Source organism: uncultured Roseobacter sp. (genome assembly GCF_947495275.1).
Taxonomy (GTDB): Bacteria; Pseudomonadota; Alphaproteobacteria; order Rhodobacterales; family Rhodobacteraceae; genus Roseobacter.
Genome location: NZ_CANLYL010000004.1, coordinates 61608 through 76367, shown reverse-complemented (window position 1 = coordinate 76367; position 14760 = coordinate 61608). Strand labels below are relative to the sequence as shown.

The following is a 14760-nucleotide window of genomic DNA, read 5'->3' as shown; positions in this document are numbered from 1 at the left end:
CAGCTGCACATTTGTCGTTACACCGGGGTATCCGCATCCGGCTGCCGGTCCGGGTGGGCAGCAGCGATTGCGGGAATACTCAGCGCATGGGTCTCTATGCGTTCGGTTTTCGGGTAAGGTGCCAGATCAAGCCCCCACCGCCGTGCATTGTAAACCTGTGCTGTGATGCAAAGATCCGCCAGATCGGGCGTCGTACCAAAGGCAAAAGGATGATCATCGGTCAGTTGAGCCTCCAGCGCGGCGAACCCTTCTGCCATCCAGTGGCACATCCATGCCTGCGATTGGTCGGCACTTGCCCCAAAGCGGGACTTCAGTTGCCCGATGACACGCAGGTTGTTGACCGGGTGAATGTCGAGGGCCACCGTATGAGCCACCGCCAGAACCCGCGCTCTTTCCAGCGCATCCTGGGGGATCAGTCGCGGCTCAGGCCAGGTCGCCTCTATGAAATCCAGAATAGCCATGGACTGCGTCAGGGCTGTGCCATCTTCCAACACCAGCGTGGGCACGCCGGCACCGGGATTGAGCGCACGGTAGGCGGCGTCCCGTTGCGCGCCCGCCACCAGATCAACCGGCACCGTCTCATAGGTCACTCCCTTGAGGTTCAGCGCCGCGCGCACGCGGTAGGATGTTGTGGACCGCCAGTAGGAATAGAGCTTCATTTCTTCCCCGGCGTGCCGTCGAATTTCTTCTCAAGGCTGTCCCAGCAGTCGATATAATCATCCTGCAAAGGGGCCTCCCGAGCGGCAAATCGCGTCAGATGCTGCGGAAAGCGGGTCTCGAACATGAACGACATCGTATTGTCGAGCTTTTCCGCCTGCAAATCCGCGTTGCTGGCCCCTTCGAAGGCGTTTTTATCCGGCCCATGCGGCAGCATCATATTATGAAGGCTCATACCGCCAGGCACGAAACCCTGCGGTTTGGCATCATACTGACCGTAAATATTGCCCATCAGTTCAGACATGATGTTCTTGTGATACCACGGCGGGCGGAACGTGTCCTCGGCCACCATCCAGCGCTCGCGGAACAAGACAAAATCAATGTTGGCCGTGCCTTCGACCCCGCTTGGCGCGGTCAGCACCGTGAAGATCGACGGATCAGGGTGATCAAAGAGGATCGCGCCCACCGGGCAATAGGTCCGCAGATCGTATTTCACCGGCGCATAGTTGCCATGCCATGCCACCACGTCCAGGGGCGAATGGCCGATTTTGGTCTCATGGAACTGGCCCGCCCATTTGATCACAACGGATGAGGGCTCTTCGCGATCCTCAAAAGCCGCTACCGGCGTCTTGAAATCGCGCCTGTTGGCCATGCAGTTGGCCCCGATCGGCCCTCGCCCCGGCAGATCGAACTTCTGGCCGTAGTTTTCGCAGACAAAGCCCCGCGCCGGGCCTTCCAGCACCTCTACGCGGTAAAGCAGACCTCGCGGCAGAACCGCAATCTCCTTTGGCTCCAGATCGATGATCCCCAGTTCGGTGCAGAACCGCAGACGCCCCTCTTGCGGCACGACAAGCAATTCACTGTCGGCCGAATAGAAATACTGATCCTGCATAGATTGGGTCACCAGATAGATGTGGCTCGCCATGCCAACCTGCGTGTTCACATCCCCCGCGGTCGTCATTGTACGCATGCCCGTCAACCAGGTAAGCGGCTGTTCGTCATGGGCGACGGGATCCCAGCGATACTGGCCAAGGCTGACCACATCAGGATCGACATGGGGCGCGGACTTCCAGTAAGGCACATCTATCTTTTCATAGCGGTGCGAGTGTTTGACCGACGGTCTGATGCGGTAACACCAGGTGCGTTCATTCTGATGGCTGGGTGCGGTGAAAGCGGTTCCGGAGAGCTGTTCGCCATAAAGACCGTAGTCCACTTTTTGCGGACTGTTCATCCCCTGCGGCAATGCGCCGGGCAAGGCTTCAGTTTCAAAGTCATTGCCAAACCCGGGCATGTATCCAGCGTGTGGGCCGGGCAACGACGGCGCTTGCACCATGTCACGTGGTTGCGTCTGATCGTTCATTGAGCCCTCCATCGATTGCGGCAGGAATGGATGTATTGGTTACTTTTGTAACTAACAAGCTGTTTATCTGAACCCGACCATAGAAAACTCCTCGCCTAACCGAGTGTCGACACGCCTCGCGCACGCTGATCAGCCCCGGCAAAAACGGCTGCCAGCAGAGCAACAAGAAGTGCAGACATGAAACCCTGACATTGGCCGGGATAGCACCTACGGCGATTTCACAGGCTCCAAGCTCAAGATCTTGCCTATTTGTGGAAAATTCTCTTTGTGGTTGAAGGTGATGGTGATATTGATTGCTCATAGATTTATTTTTTTAAACCGAAGGCCTGAGGCGATTTGCCTGCCTCTGCGGGGGTGTGATGGTGAAACTATTTACTCATATTGTGATCGGGGTTTTCTGGATCACGTTGTCTGCGTCCAATGTGGTACGGGCGCAGGATGCTGGTACAGAAGAGGGCGATGCGACCGCCGACGTCTCCCCCGTCGGCAGCTTCATTGAGATTCGTCCCCCCGAAGGTGGCCTTACCGAGGTCGAAGAGACCGAGACACCGCAACAGGGCTCCTTCATCGACCGGCTCACGGACGAACAGGAGGCCTATATCAATGACCGCGCGTTTCCACTGGAGGCCGCGATCTGGGATTTCCCCGAGATCTTTGTCTGCTGGGAGGATATGGACCCTGCGTTCGAAGATCAGCGCGCCCTTGTGCAAAAGGCCGTCACCGATACCTGGCAAGCGGCATCGGACCTTGAGTTTTTCGGCTGGTCGGAATGTGTTGAAGACGCAGGCGGCATCCATATCGCCATCAAGGACACCGCGCCGCACGTCAAACAGCTGGGTAAATTCATCGACGGGATGCCCGAAGGCATGGTTCTGAATTTCACCTATGATTTCTGGTCCCCCGGGTGTCAGGACATGCTGGAATACTGCACGCGGATCATTGCCGTGCACGAATTTGGCCACGCCATCGGATTTGCCCATGAACAAAACAGACCCGATACGCCGGAAGCCTGCGACAAGGCCCAGGGAACCATCGGCGACAATACCTCGCTCACGGTCTACGACCCGCATTCAGTGATGAACTATTGCAATGCCATCTACGGAAACGACGGTAAGTTGAGCCCGCTCGACATTGCCGCGGTACAAGTCATTTACCGAAAGGGATAATGTGTTCAGGTTTATTTTCTCATTTATTTTGCTTATTGGTTTTGCGGCGGGACCGCAGTTGGCACAGGCGACCCCTCACGACGACGTGAAACCCGGGCTGATTTATCTCAAGGCGTCGGGGACGGCTGGCAAGGAAGGCCATCCCAAGCGCGGCGTCAAAGGCGGGGTGATCAGTCAGGGCACCGGTTTTTTTGTCGGCAAAGACGGCTTCATTCTGACCACGCGGCACTTTCTTGATCCGCTGGAGGACGCCGAAGCGCGGCAAGTCACCATCACTGCCTCTATCGGCGGGGCCAGTTCGGACGACATTCCTGTCCTGATCGCCTCAGAGCTCAAACGCGTCGATCTTTTGCTGCTCAAGGCAAACATGCCCTTTGACAAACCCGCCCCGAAACCCCTGCAGATCGGCCGACCCAGCCAATATAACCGCGAAAATCCGACACCCCTTTTCACCTCCGGCTTTCATGGCGAGACCTACCGGCGCAAAGAGGTGGAATTCAACGCATCGGAAAGCGACGATTTTCCCTACGCCTGGACGGTGAATGTCAAAACCAACAGCGGTCAGAGCGGCAGCCCGGTTTATGATGGCGACGGTCGCGTCTTGGGCGTGGTCAAAGCGACCGCCAAGGAGGATGATGAGCTGACACTTATTGTCCCAATCGACTATGCAATGCCGCTGATCGGCCATCTTGAAATTGACAGGCTGAACGAACAGGTCGAATGGCTGATGGGGGTGGTCGACGGGCTGACACCGGAAGATCCGCCTTTGCATCTGCGGCTGAAAGGTATTGAGGAAAATATTCATCAGCTCAGCAGCCGCTTCACCTGGACAGCCTTTACCGCGGCTGACGGTACGTTGCGGATTCGCTACGAGAAACTGATCGGTGGTGGGGCGCAAATCGGCGACATCACCATTCAGGTCAAACCCTACATTCGCTTCAAGGAAGACGGGGAAATCAAGACCCAAGCCACCCGACCGCTGAAACTGACGGACAACGGGAAAAACCTGTTTGAACGTCGGAATCTTGACGAAAGCGAAAGGATCGGCGAATTCCTGATCCCCGATGTCCAAAGCAAGCTCGACGCGCTAAAAGATGTCTTTGCCGACGTTCCGCCCGACGAGCCCTACCGGAATATCGAAGTAACAATCCTTCCAACTGTGGGGGGCGAAACGCTTGAGACACGAAGGCTTTCCGTCGTGCCAACCTATGCATGGAATTAAGAACATGACCCTTGCAAACTACACACGCATGATTGCCGCCGCCGTCACCATTGCGATGCTGGCACCACAGTCCCTCGTGGCGGGCGAAGAATTCGCTCCGGTGCAAACGCTGGTGCTCGAGACCCGTGAAGCGCTGAGCTATGAGCCCGAGAAAGTCACGCTGCAAGGCGATGTGATGTATATTCTGGGGTCCAATGCAGCTGGCGTGGATGTCATCGAAATCCGCGATACGAAGACTTTGGATGTCCTCTCTATCGCGCCCCAGGAGTTGCAGGTTGACGATATTGCAGCCGACCCGCGCGGCAATGCACTATACGTGATCGGGCACGACGGGCAGCTTAGCCAGCTCAATGTGCTGGACGCCAAGCTTGCCCCCATTGCGACGAAAAGCATGAAAAACCGGCTGGGGTATCCCAAGCTTTCCACCACGGCCGATGGCTTGCTGATCGTTTCAGGCCTGCGCACCGATTTCTCCGACGGATTTCTGGGCGCTCTGGATATCCGCGAACCGTCAGACCCTCAGATTCGCGGCGATATCTATGCCGGTGAAGCATGGGGGGGTGTTGCGGGCAGTTGGTTCGATGCGCGTTCGGGTGCCCTGTTTCTGAATGCCGCTTGGGACTCGCGGCTGTTGGCGCTGTCGACCGGCAAATCCTACGTTATGAGCGAGTTCGGGGTCCAGACTGACAGTGGTAGTCTTGGCGATCCTTACGTGGTGTCAGCCCTGATGGGAAACCGCGGTTGCCGCAACGATGGTGCCACCAGCTTTCTGATTGCTGACCTGAACCGCGATGTGCTGACACTGGTGGATTACAACGAGCCATTTCAAAGCCTCGATACGCTCTCTATCGTCGAGTTCAACCTTGCCCCGACCCGCGCTCTGAGCCCTGCCTTGCCAGGCACGGATTTGCGCCTGCCAGCGGGGTTGCTCTCTTCATCCTGCGACCAGTCCGTTATCTTTCTGGGTAGCCGCACAAGCAACGAAGTCGCCCAGTTTGCACGCAACGAATTCCTGTCATCGCTGGAACGCGTTGGCACGATCCGGCTGCCCGCACGCCCCGTAGATATCGATGTTTCTACCGCGGGAGATTTCGCCATTGCGGTTTCAGCAGAAAACCGCACCGTCATGCGCTTCTCTACGCCCGCGGAAGACGGAGGCCCCAAAAGGATCATCGGGGATGCGGATGTACGCGCACTGCAACGCGCACTCACCGAAGCCGGATTACCGGTTGGTTCAATTGACGGGATCATTGGGGCCAAGACCCTGCGCGCGGTGCAGATTGCCGAAAAGAAATACGGAGTGAAGCTCGACGCAACAGGTGACATCGCCAAAACCGTCGAAACACTCAGGGAAGCGATCAAATAACCCGTCAGGACAAGATTTTCGAAGAAAAACACAAATTATCAGGACAGTATATGAAACCTCAAGTTAGCAGACCCGCTCTATTGGCCATGGCGCTTTGTGTTCCCCTGATTGCTTCGGGATGCCGACATGACGATCCCGGCAACGCCAACGTGTCGCAAGGATGGACAAAGGAAAATCGCTCTGACTGGTACTGGGCGACGCAAGGCTCGCGGCTGATCCCCGAGACATGGTTTGCTGCTCTCGAACAGGCGGGAAATAGTAATCCTTTCAGCGATATGGATCATTTGACCAGCTACGGATTTATTGCGCCACCCGAAAGCACCGGCGTGACCCGCCCCATCGGCTTTGCCAAAGACACGCAGGCGGATGAGGAATTCATAAACACTGGCCTGCGTTGGTACGAGGGCCAGAAAGGCGGCGAAAAGACGGCCGAGACCTGGATCGGCTTGAACTGTTCTGCCTGTCATACGGCCAAGATCACCTATCAGGGCACAGAGATGATCGTTGACGGCGGCCCCAGCCTTCTCGATTTCCAATCCTTCATCGAAGGTCTGGATGCGGCTCTGGAGGAAACCCGCAGCGACGCGGACAAGTGGGAGCGTTTCAATGCCACGGTTCTTGACGGCAAGGACACGCCCGAAAACCGCGAGATGCTGGCGAAAGCCTTCGATCAGCTGCTGGCCTGGCAACGTCTGACCGATGAAATGAATGAAACACCCGTGCGCTACGGCTATGGTCGGCTGGACGCGGTGGGCCATATTCTCAACAAGATCCTGATGTTCACGGGCGCCAATGCCAACAACGGGAACCCGGCCAATGCGCCGGTCAGTTACCCGTTTCTGTGGGACATCTGGCGTCAGGAGCGGGTCCAGTGGAACGGTGTTGCCGCCAACAGTCGTCTGAACCTGCCCGGCGACACGCTGGAATATGGCGCATTGGGCCGCAACACCGGTGAGGTCATGGGGGTTTTTGGCGAGGTGCTTATCACCCCCAACCAGGGCACGATCGACACGATCACCGGATATACGTCCTCGGTGAAGGTCAACAACCTGATGCGTCTGGAACAGATCATCCAGGTACTCGATGCGCCCAAATGGCCGGATGCCTTTCCTGCCATTGACACTGATCTCGCTGCCAAAGGCGAAACCCTTTATCGCCAGAAATGTGCCAGTTGCCATCTGCTGCCGGACATGCAGGAAGAAGGCAAACCAACCGAACGGATGATCCCCTTCGAGAAGACCTCGAAGAAGAACCTCACCGACATCTGGATGGCTTGCAACGCATATGTCTATCAGGGGCCCACCGGTCCGATGAATGGCACGAAAGACAATGCAGGAAACGTCATGGGAGAGACCGCAACCGTGGCCAATATGCTGGGTGCCACCGTCAAGGGCGCGCTGCTGGGGTCCAAGGGGGACCTCGTCAAGGAGGCGATCCCGACCTTCTTTGGCATTCGCCTGCGTCCGGAAGTTGACCTGGCGCCCGGCCCGTTTGATCCACGCGCCGGGGAGCGGTCCACCTGTATGACCGAAAAGGATGTGCTGGTTCTGGGTTACAAGGCGCGGCCTCTTGATGGCATCTGGGCCACCGCCCCCTACCTGCACAATGGATCGGTGCCGAACTTGTATGAGCTGCTCCTGCCCGCCGAAGAACGCTCCAGAAGTTTCACGGTCGGAAATCACGAATACGATCCCGTCAACGTAGGCTATGTGACAACTGGTGGCGATTTTGAGCTGGTAACCCGTCAGGGCAACCGGGTGGTCGAGGCGGATTCCAATGCAGGTCATGACTATGGTGCCGAAGGGTTTTCCGAAGAAGACCGCCGCGCCCTCGTTGAATTCATGAAATCCTTGTGAGGCGATGACATGACCAGCTATTTGCAAAAACTGGATGCGGCCGCCCCGGCGGATCGTTGGAAGATGGCCCGCGGTTTTCTATTTGAAGAGCCCTTGCCCTTCTTCTCCGAATTGCGTGAAAACCGTCCGGTCTTCGCCATGGATGAGGTCACTCTTGTGACGCGGTTTTCGGATTGCAACCTGATCCTGAGACGTCCCCTGACGTTCGGCGTCGATCTTTATAAGCCCAAGCAGGGCAGCTATTTCATGGCGCAGGATGACACCGCCCAACATTGGCGCGAAAAGTCGATCATGAAATCCATTCTCGACGTGGAAGACCTGCCTAAAATCCGCGATTTCGTGCGTGATACTGCTGACGAAGCGCTGGACGGTGCAAACGGCTCCATTGAACTGGTGCGCAATGTCACGCGCGGTGTGCCGGTCAGGCTGGTGCAGGACTGGTTCGGCTTTACCCGTTCTGACCCGGAAAAACTGATCGACTGGTCTTATTGGAATCAGCAGGATGCTTTCTGGAATCAACCTTTTGACAGTGTTGTTGAGGGATTGGATCAGGCAGGGATCATCGAGAACCGCAAGCGTGCCGGCGTGATGATGGGCATCTACATCGGACGGCTCGTCTTACGGCGAAGTGCGGCTGTAAAACTGGGCAGTCGCAGGGACGATCCGGTCTCCCGGCTGTTGCGCCTGTCATTCAGCGACGGAGTGGATTTCAATTTGCGCGATGTGATCTTCAACGTCGGCGGCCTGCTCATTGGCGCGGTTGAGACCACTTCACATGGTGTCTGCAATGCGCTTCGACATCTCACATCAGACCCTGCATTGTTGAAAGATGCCCGTGATGCGGCTTTGGGTGGCAGACCCGAAGACTTCGACGGATTTGTTTTTGAGGCTCTGCGCTTTAACCCTGCATTCCCCTATTTCTTCCGTGTATGCCACCGCGACACCGAACTTTCAGGCGGAACACCCCAGGCCGCAACAGTGCGCAAAGGCACGACGGCTCTGGCCGTGACCCACAGCGCCATGTTTGACCCTTCCGCGTTTCCTGAGCCCGAAAAATTCGATCCAACCCGTGATTTCAGCGATACATATACCTTTGGTCACGGCATGCATACCTGTCTGGGGCGGCATATCGCGGGCGTCATGGTCCCCGAAATCGTCAGGCAAATCCTGCGCCGGGGGGATTTGGATTTTGGCAACGGTCCGGATTACAAGGGCAGCGCTGTGCCACAGGAATGGAACCTCTCCTACGCAGCCTGAAGGGCGTCAAGGCTCTCGTAAAACCAGGCAATGAAGGCCTCCTGTTCTTGTGTGAAACCAGTGGTCTTGCGCGCAAGATAATATCCCTCTTCCGCGTCAATTGGCGCAACCCTGAGACATTGCAGCCGCCCGTCCTTCAGTGCCATCTGGCTGATCAACCTGTGGGTCAAAGCCACTCCGACCCCCGATACGGCAAGATCGACGGCCAGACCGTGGGTGTCCACAAACACCGACGCCTCGATGGCATCAGGTGACTTGGCGCGGCGTGCAATATCAGCCCAGCCGGTAGATATCCCGATCGGTTGGATCAGCGTGCACGCTTGCAATTTGGTCCAATTCAGCGCCCCCTCGTGGGCCGAGGCCAGGGCAGGGGCGGCCACCACGTGCAGCTCTGACGGGCCCAGCAATTCTGCGCCCTGCCCGACGACATCTTTCGAGCCGAACCGGATTTCAATGTCAGCATTGGTGGTCGAAAAATCATCCGGCCAGACAGTTGTCACGATCTGCAAAGCCACATCCGGATGAGCCTCTCGAAACCGGGGCAGCATCGGCGAAAGTATCCACTGGGCCACACTGGCACTGGTGGCAACGGTTAGTTTGGGTTTTGAAATGCGGGGTTGAAACCGTTCCGTTGCCTGCGTCAGACGCCCCATCGCGGCGGCGACATCGGGCACCAGCAAGCGCCCCGCATCCGTCAACATCAGGGACCGGTGACCGCGTACGAACAGCTGCGTGCCCAATCGCTCCTCCAGCGCGCGTACATGCTGGCTGATGGCCGATTGGGTGAAACCAAGCTCTTCAGCCGCCAGTGTAAAACTCAAATGACGCGCGGCAGCATCGAAAGCTCGGAACCAGGTCAGAGGTGGCAAGGACATCTTTCTTCTTTCGCATTAGATTTCTTAATGAACTCACATTGTTTTCTATCATTTGTCACGAGAAATTCTGCTCGATATGGTTTCTGAAAACCGGAGCAAGAGATGACACCAGAAATCCGAAAAATTGTGAGCTACACTGAAGACGTCCTCATTGAGGGATTCAAGCCAGCCTCAGAACCCTGGCGTCTGTTCGCCGTTGCCGCCGTCATCACAAACCCCTGGGCCGGCCGCTACGTCGAAGACCTCAAACCGGTGATCCAGGCGTTTGGTCCTGAACTGGGCGCGTTACTGACGCAAAAGATCACCGACCTGACAGGCGGTGGCGACAAGATAGAAGCCTTTGGAAAAGCAGGCATTGTCGGTCTTGATGGTGAGATCGAACACGCCTCGGGCCTGATCCACACCCTGCGGTTTGGCAATCATTTCAGAGAGGCCGTTGGCGCGAAATCCTATCTGGCCTTCACCAATATCCGCGGCGCTGCAAACACCTCTATCCAGATACCCTTGATGGATAAGAACGATGCCGGACGCCGGTCGCACTACCTGACCATTCAATTCTCCATCGTTGATGCGCCGCGCGCTGACGAAGTTGTCATCGCATTGGGTGCGGCAACAGGCGGACGCCCGCATCATCGCATTGGCGACCGGTATCAAGACCTGAAGGATCTGGGCCATGACCTGGACAATCCAGCCGCGATCTGAAGGTGCGGGCGCGCTGCACTACATCGGTGCTGGCGACGGGCCGCCTTTGGTGCTCATCCATGGTGTCGGTTTGCGCGCGGAGGCCTGGCAAGGGATGATCCCCTATCTGGCGCGACACTTCAAAACCTACGCGGTGGACATGCCCGGGCATGGCTCATCCCCCTTGAACGACGCGCGTGCCCTTCCCGACTATGTTGCGCGTGTGCGCGCATTTTTAGCTGCCCTTGATGCACCATGCCACATCGCAGGGCATTCCATGGGGGCCATGATCGCGCTGCAAGTTGCCGGTGGCTGTGCCGGACAAATCAGGGGTGTCGCGGCGTTAAACGCCATCTACCGGCGCGAGGAGGCCGCCGCAAAAGCCGTGCGGGCGCGCGCCGCCGCACTGAAGACATCGGGCCGCGCCGATCCTTCGGCAACCTTGCAAAGATGGTTTGGAACGGACCCCGAAGGCGCGTTGCTGCATGCAGCAGAGGCGTGCCGAGGATGGCTGACAGAAACCGATTTGCAAGGCTACGCCCGCGCCTATAACGTCTTTGCGCAATCAGATGGTCCCTCTGACACGCTGCTGCAGTCTCTCACTATGCCAGCCCTTTTCATGACCGGCGCGGACGATCCCAATTCAACGCCGGAAATGTCCCGCCGGATGGCGGCAAATTCCGCAAAGGGTCACAGTCTGCTTTGTCACGATGCCGCCCATATGATGCCGATGACACACCCTCAGGAAGTGAGTGCAGCTATGATACGGCACCTGATCGGAGAGGCACCGTGATGCTGGACCCCAAGGACCTGCGGCAAGCCTTTGGCCGCTTCATGACAGGCGTCACGGTTGTGACGACCCGCACCGAGACCGGCGAAAACGTAGGCTTTACCGCGAATTCCTTTACGTCCGTTTCACTGGACCCTCCCCTCCTGCTGGTGTGCCCGGGCAATCACCTGTCCAGTTTTGACGCCTTCCGTCGGGCAACCCGTTTCGGCGTCAGCATCTTGTCGGAAGGACAGCAGGAGATTTCAAACACCTTCGCATCCAGCAAAGCGGATCGGTTTGCGCTATGTGACTGGGACCAGCCGGTGGCGGATATTCCCTTGATCACCGGACGCGCGGCCGGGTTTGTCTGTGACATGTTTCAACAAATCCCTGCCGGGGATCATCTTGTGCTGATCGGACGTGTCCTGCATGCCGATTGCAGCAATCAGGACGGCCTTGGCTACGGGCCCGACGGGTATTTCACCCTGAACAAGGAACGCAAGGCCGAGGCACCGCCCGCGCCACACACACGCGCCAGCGTGCTTTTGGATGACGGGGAAAATCTCTTCCTGACGCAAGATGACGGGCTTTTTACCATCTCCGTACCCACCGACAAAAGCCCGCTGAGGACACTCGCATCAGCACTCGCAACGGCAGGCATCGACGCCGAATTGAGCGTTGTTTACGCCACTTACGACGAAGGAAAGGCAGGACGGCGCATCGTCTTTCGCGGACATTGCAGCCAGAGACCATCTGCATTGAAACTCGTGCCGATAGACGCCCCCGACGCCTCTGCCACCCCCGACCCTGCGATCAAGTCTTTGCTGCAACGCTTTGCAAGTGAACACAAAACCCAGAACTTCGGCTTTTACATCGGCAACGAACGCACCGGCGATGTCTTGCCGCTCAACGAAAGGTAGTGAAATGGAATTTTCCCTTTTTGCGCATATGGAACGGCTGAGTGCCGACCAGCCACACGACAAGATCTACGATGAATTCATCGGGCTGTGCAAAATGGCGGATGAGGGCGGCATGCGGGCCATATGGACGGGCGAGCACCACGGCATGGAATTCACCATATCCCCCAACCCGTTCACCATGATCGTTGATCTGGCGCATCAGACCAAGAATGTGCGGCTCGGTACCGGGACAGTCATCGTGCCGTTCTGGCATCCCATCAAGCTGGCGGGTGAAGCGGCCATGACCGATCTGATCACCGGCGGTCGGTTGGAAATTGGTGCTGCACGCGGCGCTTATTCCTATGAGTACGAGCGCCTGATGCCGGGCATGGACGCCTGGGATGCCGGTCAACGCATGCGCGAGACACTGCCTTTGCTACCCAAACTCTGGGCGGGCGATTGCGCCCATGAAGGCACGTTTTACACCTTCCCCGAAACCACCGCCGCACCAAAACCTGTCCAGAAAGACGGCCCACCGGTCTGGGTCGCAGCCCGTGATCCCAACAGCCATGAATTTGCCGTGCACAACGGGTTCAACGTGCAGGTCACACCGCTCTGGCAGGGTGATGCGGAGATCACATCGCTGATGGAGAGGTTTGACGCGGCCTGTGCGTCCTATGACGGCGCGCGCCCCAAAATCATGTTGCTGCACCATACCTATGTGGCTTCGGACGCAGAAGATGCGCAGGTTGGTGCAGAGGAACTCAGCCGTTTTTACAACTACTTCGGGGCCTGGTTTCAAAACAAGCGGCCCGTCAAACAAGGTCTCATCGAAACGCTGACCGAGGCGGAGATTGCCGGGAATGCCATGATGGCAGCGGATACCCTGCGGCGTGATCTGACCATCGGAACCGCGCAGGAAGTCATTGACCGGCTCAAGCGATACGAAGATCTGGGCTATGATGAATTTTCATTCTGGATCGACAGCGGTATGAGTGCGGAGCGAAAACGCGCCTCGCTCAGCCGCTTTATCGACGATGTCATGCCCGCCTTTGCCTGATAACAGGACGACCAACATGAACAATCTGCCCCACTACCAACTCTACATCGCCGGCCAGTGGCGGGCCGGTGCCACCGGTCAGGTAATGCACTCGGTGAACCCCGCCGATGGCCAACCCTGGGCAAGTTTCGACTGTGCTGCCCCAGAGGATGTGGACCGCGCTGTTGCTGCTGCCAAATCTGCCTTAGAGGGTCCGGAGTGGCGCGACATGACCCAGACCGCGCGCGGCAAATTGCTCTACCGGCTTGCCGATCTGATCGCGCAGAACGCTGAACACCTGGGCCGTATCGAGACGACGGACAGTGGCAAACTGGCCTCCGAGACCATGGCACAAACGGGCTATGTCGCTGATTACTATCGCTATTACGCGGGCCTTGCTGACAAGATCGAAGGCGCGGTCCTGCCCATCGATAAACCCGACATGCATGTCTACACCCAGCGGATGCCCATCGGCGTGGTGGCCGGGATCGTGCCCTGGAATGCGCAGATGTTTCTGGCAGCGACGAAACTGGCCCCCGCCCTGGCCGCAGGATGCACGGTTGTGCTCAAAGCCTCTGAGATCGCACCAGCCCCGATGATCGAATTTGCCAGATTGATTGATCAGGCAGGTTTTCCACCCGGCGTTGTATCTGTCATCACGGGGGATGCCGAAAACTGCGCCGTGCCGCTGACCCGGCACAAGGATGTGGACCGGATCGCCTTTACGGGCGGGCCGGAAACCGCCAAACATGTGATCCGTAATTCGGCTGAAAACTTCGCCGTGACCACGCTGGAACTGGGGGGCAAATCGCCGATCCTTGTCTTTGATGACGCCGAGATTGATGCGGCCGCCAACGGTTTGATTGCGGGTAATTTTGGCGCGTCGGGACAGTCCTGCGTGGCCGGAACGCGCGGGTTGGTTCACCGGCCTGTTATGGACCGCCTGATCGCGGCGATCACGGAGAAAAGCAGCCAGCTTATTGTGGGCGACCCACATGATCCGGCAACGCATCTTGGCCCGCTTTGTACAGTTGCTCAGGTCGAAAGGATCGAAGACACGTTGCGCAAGGCGACCGATCAGGGTGCAAAAATCATCTTTGGGGGCGCAAGAGCCGATCAAGCAAGCCCGCATTACTTTCAGCCAACGCTTGTCGCGTGTAATTCGCCGCAGGTTGAAACACTGAAAACAGAGATGTTTGGCCCGGTGATGTCCCTGCTGCCCTTTGACACCGAAGAAGAAGCCATTGCACTGGCCAATGACAGTGATTTTGGCCTTGGCTCGGGGATTTTCACAACAAACCTTGCCCGCGCGCACCGTGTTTCCCGGCGCATCCGATCCGGCATCACCTGGGTGAACACCTATCGCGCGATCTCTCCCATCGCACCGTTTGGTGGCTTCAACCAATCCGGTTACGGGCGCGAGGCGGGCAAGGAAGCCATCCTTGATTACACCCGCGTCAAGACCACCTGGATCAATACTTCAGAGGCCCCGATGGCGGACCCTTTTGTCATGCGTTGAGTTTAGGACTGCGGGTGCTGAGCCAAACGGTACCGGCTCACAAAATGATACAGACAGTGCTGCAACAATTGCAAAAACCTGCTGCGCCGATATG

General features: G+C 57.5%; 13 protein-coding genes. 10 read left to right on the top strand and 3 right to left on the bottom strand.

The window, feature by feature from the left end; all coding sequences use genetic code 11:
- Positions 1-17: 17 nt before the first annotated feature.
- Both maiA and hmgA read right to left on the bottom strand, forming a co-directional pair.
- Positions 18-659 (bottom strand): maleylacetoacetate isomerase, encoded by a 642-nt coding sequence (gene maiA, locus Q0802_RS09440; RefSeq protein WP_298917022.1) that lies wholly within the window; start codon positions 657-659, stop codon positions 18-20.
- Complete coding sequence (hmgA, locus tag Q0802_RS09435) at positions 656-1990, bottom strand: homogentisate 1,2-dioxygenase (RefSeq protein ID WP_298917823.1); 1335 nt, start codon at positions 1988-1990, stop codon at positions 656-658. Before hmgA ends, maiA begins: the two co-directional genes overlap by 4 nt.
- Before the next feature lie 389 nt (positions 1991-2379).
- On the opposite strand from hmgA, the gene Q0802_RS09430 reads away from it, so the two are divergent.
- Genes Q0802_RS09430 through Q0802_RS09410 form a run of 5 tightly spaced genes read left to right on the top strand, consistent with a single transcriptional unit; the run spans position 2380 to position 8884 of the window.
- A complete protein-coding gene (locus Q0802_RS09430; RefSeq protein ID WP_298917016.1) occupies positions 2380-3183 on the top strand; it encodes a M12 family metallopeptidase in 804 nt (267 codons plus the stop codon).
- A 58-nt stretch (positions 3184-3241) separates the two neighbouring features.
- Complete coding sequence (locus tag Q0802_RS09425) at positions 3242-4405, top strand: serine protease (protein ID WP_298917013.1); 1164 nt, start codon at positions 3242-3244, stop codon at positions 4403-4405.
- A 4-nt stretch (positions 4406-4409) separates the two neighbouring features.
- On the top strand, positions 4410-5771 hold the full coding sequence (locus Q0802_RS09420) for a peptidoglycan-binding domain-containing protein (protein WP_298917010.1): 1362 nt from the start codon (positions 4410-4412) through the stop codon (positions 5769-5771).
- 50 nt (positions 5772-5821) lie between these two features.
- Positions 5822-7627, top strand: coding sequence for a di-heme-cytochrome C peroxidase (locus tag Q0802_RS09415; protein WP_298917007.1), 1806 nt, complete (start codon positions 5822-5824; stop codon positions 7625-7627).
- A gap of 9 nt (positions 7628-7636) precedes the next feature.
- Complete coding sequence (locus Q0802_RS09410) at positions 7637-8884, top strand: cytochrome P450 (RefSeq protein WP_298917004.1); 1248 nt, start codon at positions 7637-7639, stop codon at positions 8882-8884.
- Here the strand turns inward: Q0802_RS09410 and Q0802_RS09405 are convergent.
- Positions 8872-9759 (bottom strand): LysR family transcriptional regulator, encoded by an 888-nt coding sequence (locus tag Q0802_RS09405; protein WP_298917001.1) that lies wholly within the window; start codon positions 9757-9759, stop codon positions 8872-8874. The genes Q0802_RS09410 and Q0802_RS09405 overlap by 13 nt on opposite strands.
- A gap of 102 nt (positions 9760-9861) precedes the next feature.
- Here Q0802_RS09405 and Q0802_RS09400 point away from each other — a divergent pair, with 102 nt between their 5' ends.
- The 5 genes from Q0802_RS09400 to Q0802_RS09380 are packed head-to-tail and all read left to right on the top strand — an operon-like array spanning position 9862 to position 14666.
- Positions 9862-10461 (top strand): amino acid synthesis family protein, encoded by a 600-nt coding sequence (locus tag Q0802_RS09400; protein ID WP_298916994.1) that lies wholly within the window; start codon positions 9862-9864, stop codon positions 10459-10461.
- The gene (locus Q0802_RS09395; RefSeq protein ID WP_298916991.1) at positions 10433-11233 is read left to right on the top strand and encodes an alpha/beta hydrolase; all 801 of its coding nucleotides are present in this window, start codon (positions 10433-10435) and stop codon (positions 11231-11233) included. Before Q0802_RS09400 ends, Q0802_RS09395 begins: the two co-directional genes overlap by 29 nt.
- On the top strand, positions 11233-12129 hold the full coding sequence (locus Q0802_RS09390) for a flavin reductase family protein (RefSeq protein WP_298916989.1): 897 nt from the start codon (positions 11233-11235) through the stop codon (positions 12127-12129). Before Q0802_RS09395 ends, Q0802_RS09390 begins: the two co-directional genes overlap by 1 nt.
- A gap of 4 nt (positions 12130-12133) precedes the next feature.
- Positions 12134-13168, top strand: a complete 1035-nt coding sequence (locus tag Q0802_RS09385; protein WP_298916986.1) for an LLM class flavin-dependent oxidoreductase — start codon at positions 12134-12136, stop codon at positions 13166-13168.
- Between the two features lie 16 nt (positions 13169-13184).
- Positions 13185-14666 (top strand): aldehyde dehydrogenase, encoded by a 1482-nt coding sequence (locus Q0802_RS09380; RefSeq protein ID WP_298916983.1) that lies wholly within the window; start codon positions 13185-13187, stop codon positions 14664-14666.
- The last annotated feature ends 94 nt before the right edge of the window (positions 14667-14760 follow it).

Bases quoted from the DNA above. Each gene is read 5' to 3' on its own strand.
- hmgA (WP_298917823.1), bottom strand. From the start codon at position 1,990: ATGGTGCAAGCGCCGTCGTTGCCCGGCCCACACGCTGGATACATGCCC.
- Q0802_RS09410 (WP_298917004.1), top strand. From the start codon at position 7,637: ATGACCAGCTATTTGCAAAAACTGGATGCGGCCGCCCCGGCGGATCGT.
- maiA (WP_298917022.1), bottom strand. From the start codon at position 659: ATGAAGCTCTATTCCTACTGGCGGTCCACAACATCCTACCGCGTGCGC.
- Q0802_RS09385 (WP_298916986.1), top strand. From the start codon at position 12,134: ATGGAATTTTCCCTTTTTGCGCATATGGAACGGCTGAGTGCCGACCAG.
- Q0802_RS09380 (WP_298916983.1), top strand. From the start codon at position 13,185: ATGAACAATCTGCCCCACTACCAACTCTACATCGCCGGCCAGTGGCGG.
- Q0802_RS09395 (WP_298916991.1), top strand. From the start codon at position 10,433: ATGACCTGGACAATCCAGCCGCGATCTGAAGGTGCGGGCGCGCTGCAC.
- Q0802_RS09400 (WP_298916994.1), top strand. From the start codon at position 9,862: ATGACACCAGAAATCCGAAAAATTGTGAGCTACACTGAAGACGTCCTC.
- Q0802_RS09415 (WP_298917007.1), top strand. From the start codon at position 5,822: ATGAAACCTCAAGTTAGCAGACCCGCTCTATTGGCCATGGCGCTTTGT.
- Q0802_RS09405 (WP_298917001.1), bottom strand. From the start codon at position 9,759: ATGTCCTTGCCACCTCTGACCTGGTTCCGAGCTTTCGATGCTGCCGCG.
- Q0802_RS09420 (WP_298917010.1), top strand. From the start codon at position 4,410: ATGACCCTTGCAAACTACACACGCATGATTGCCGCCGCCGTCACCATT.
- Q0802_RS09390 (WP_298916989.1), top strand. From the start codon at position 11,233: ATGCTGGACCCCAAGGACCTGCGGCAAGCCTTTGGCCGCTTCATGACA.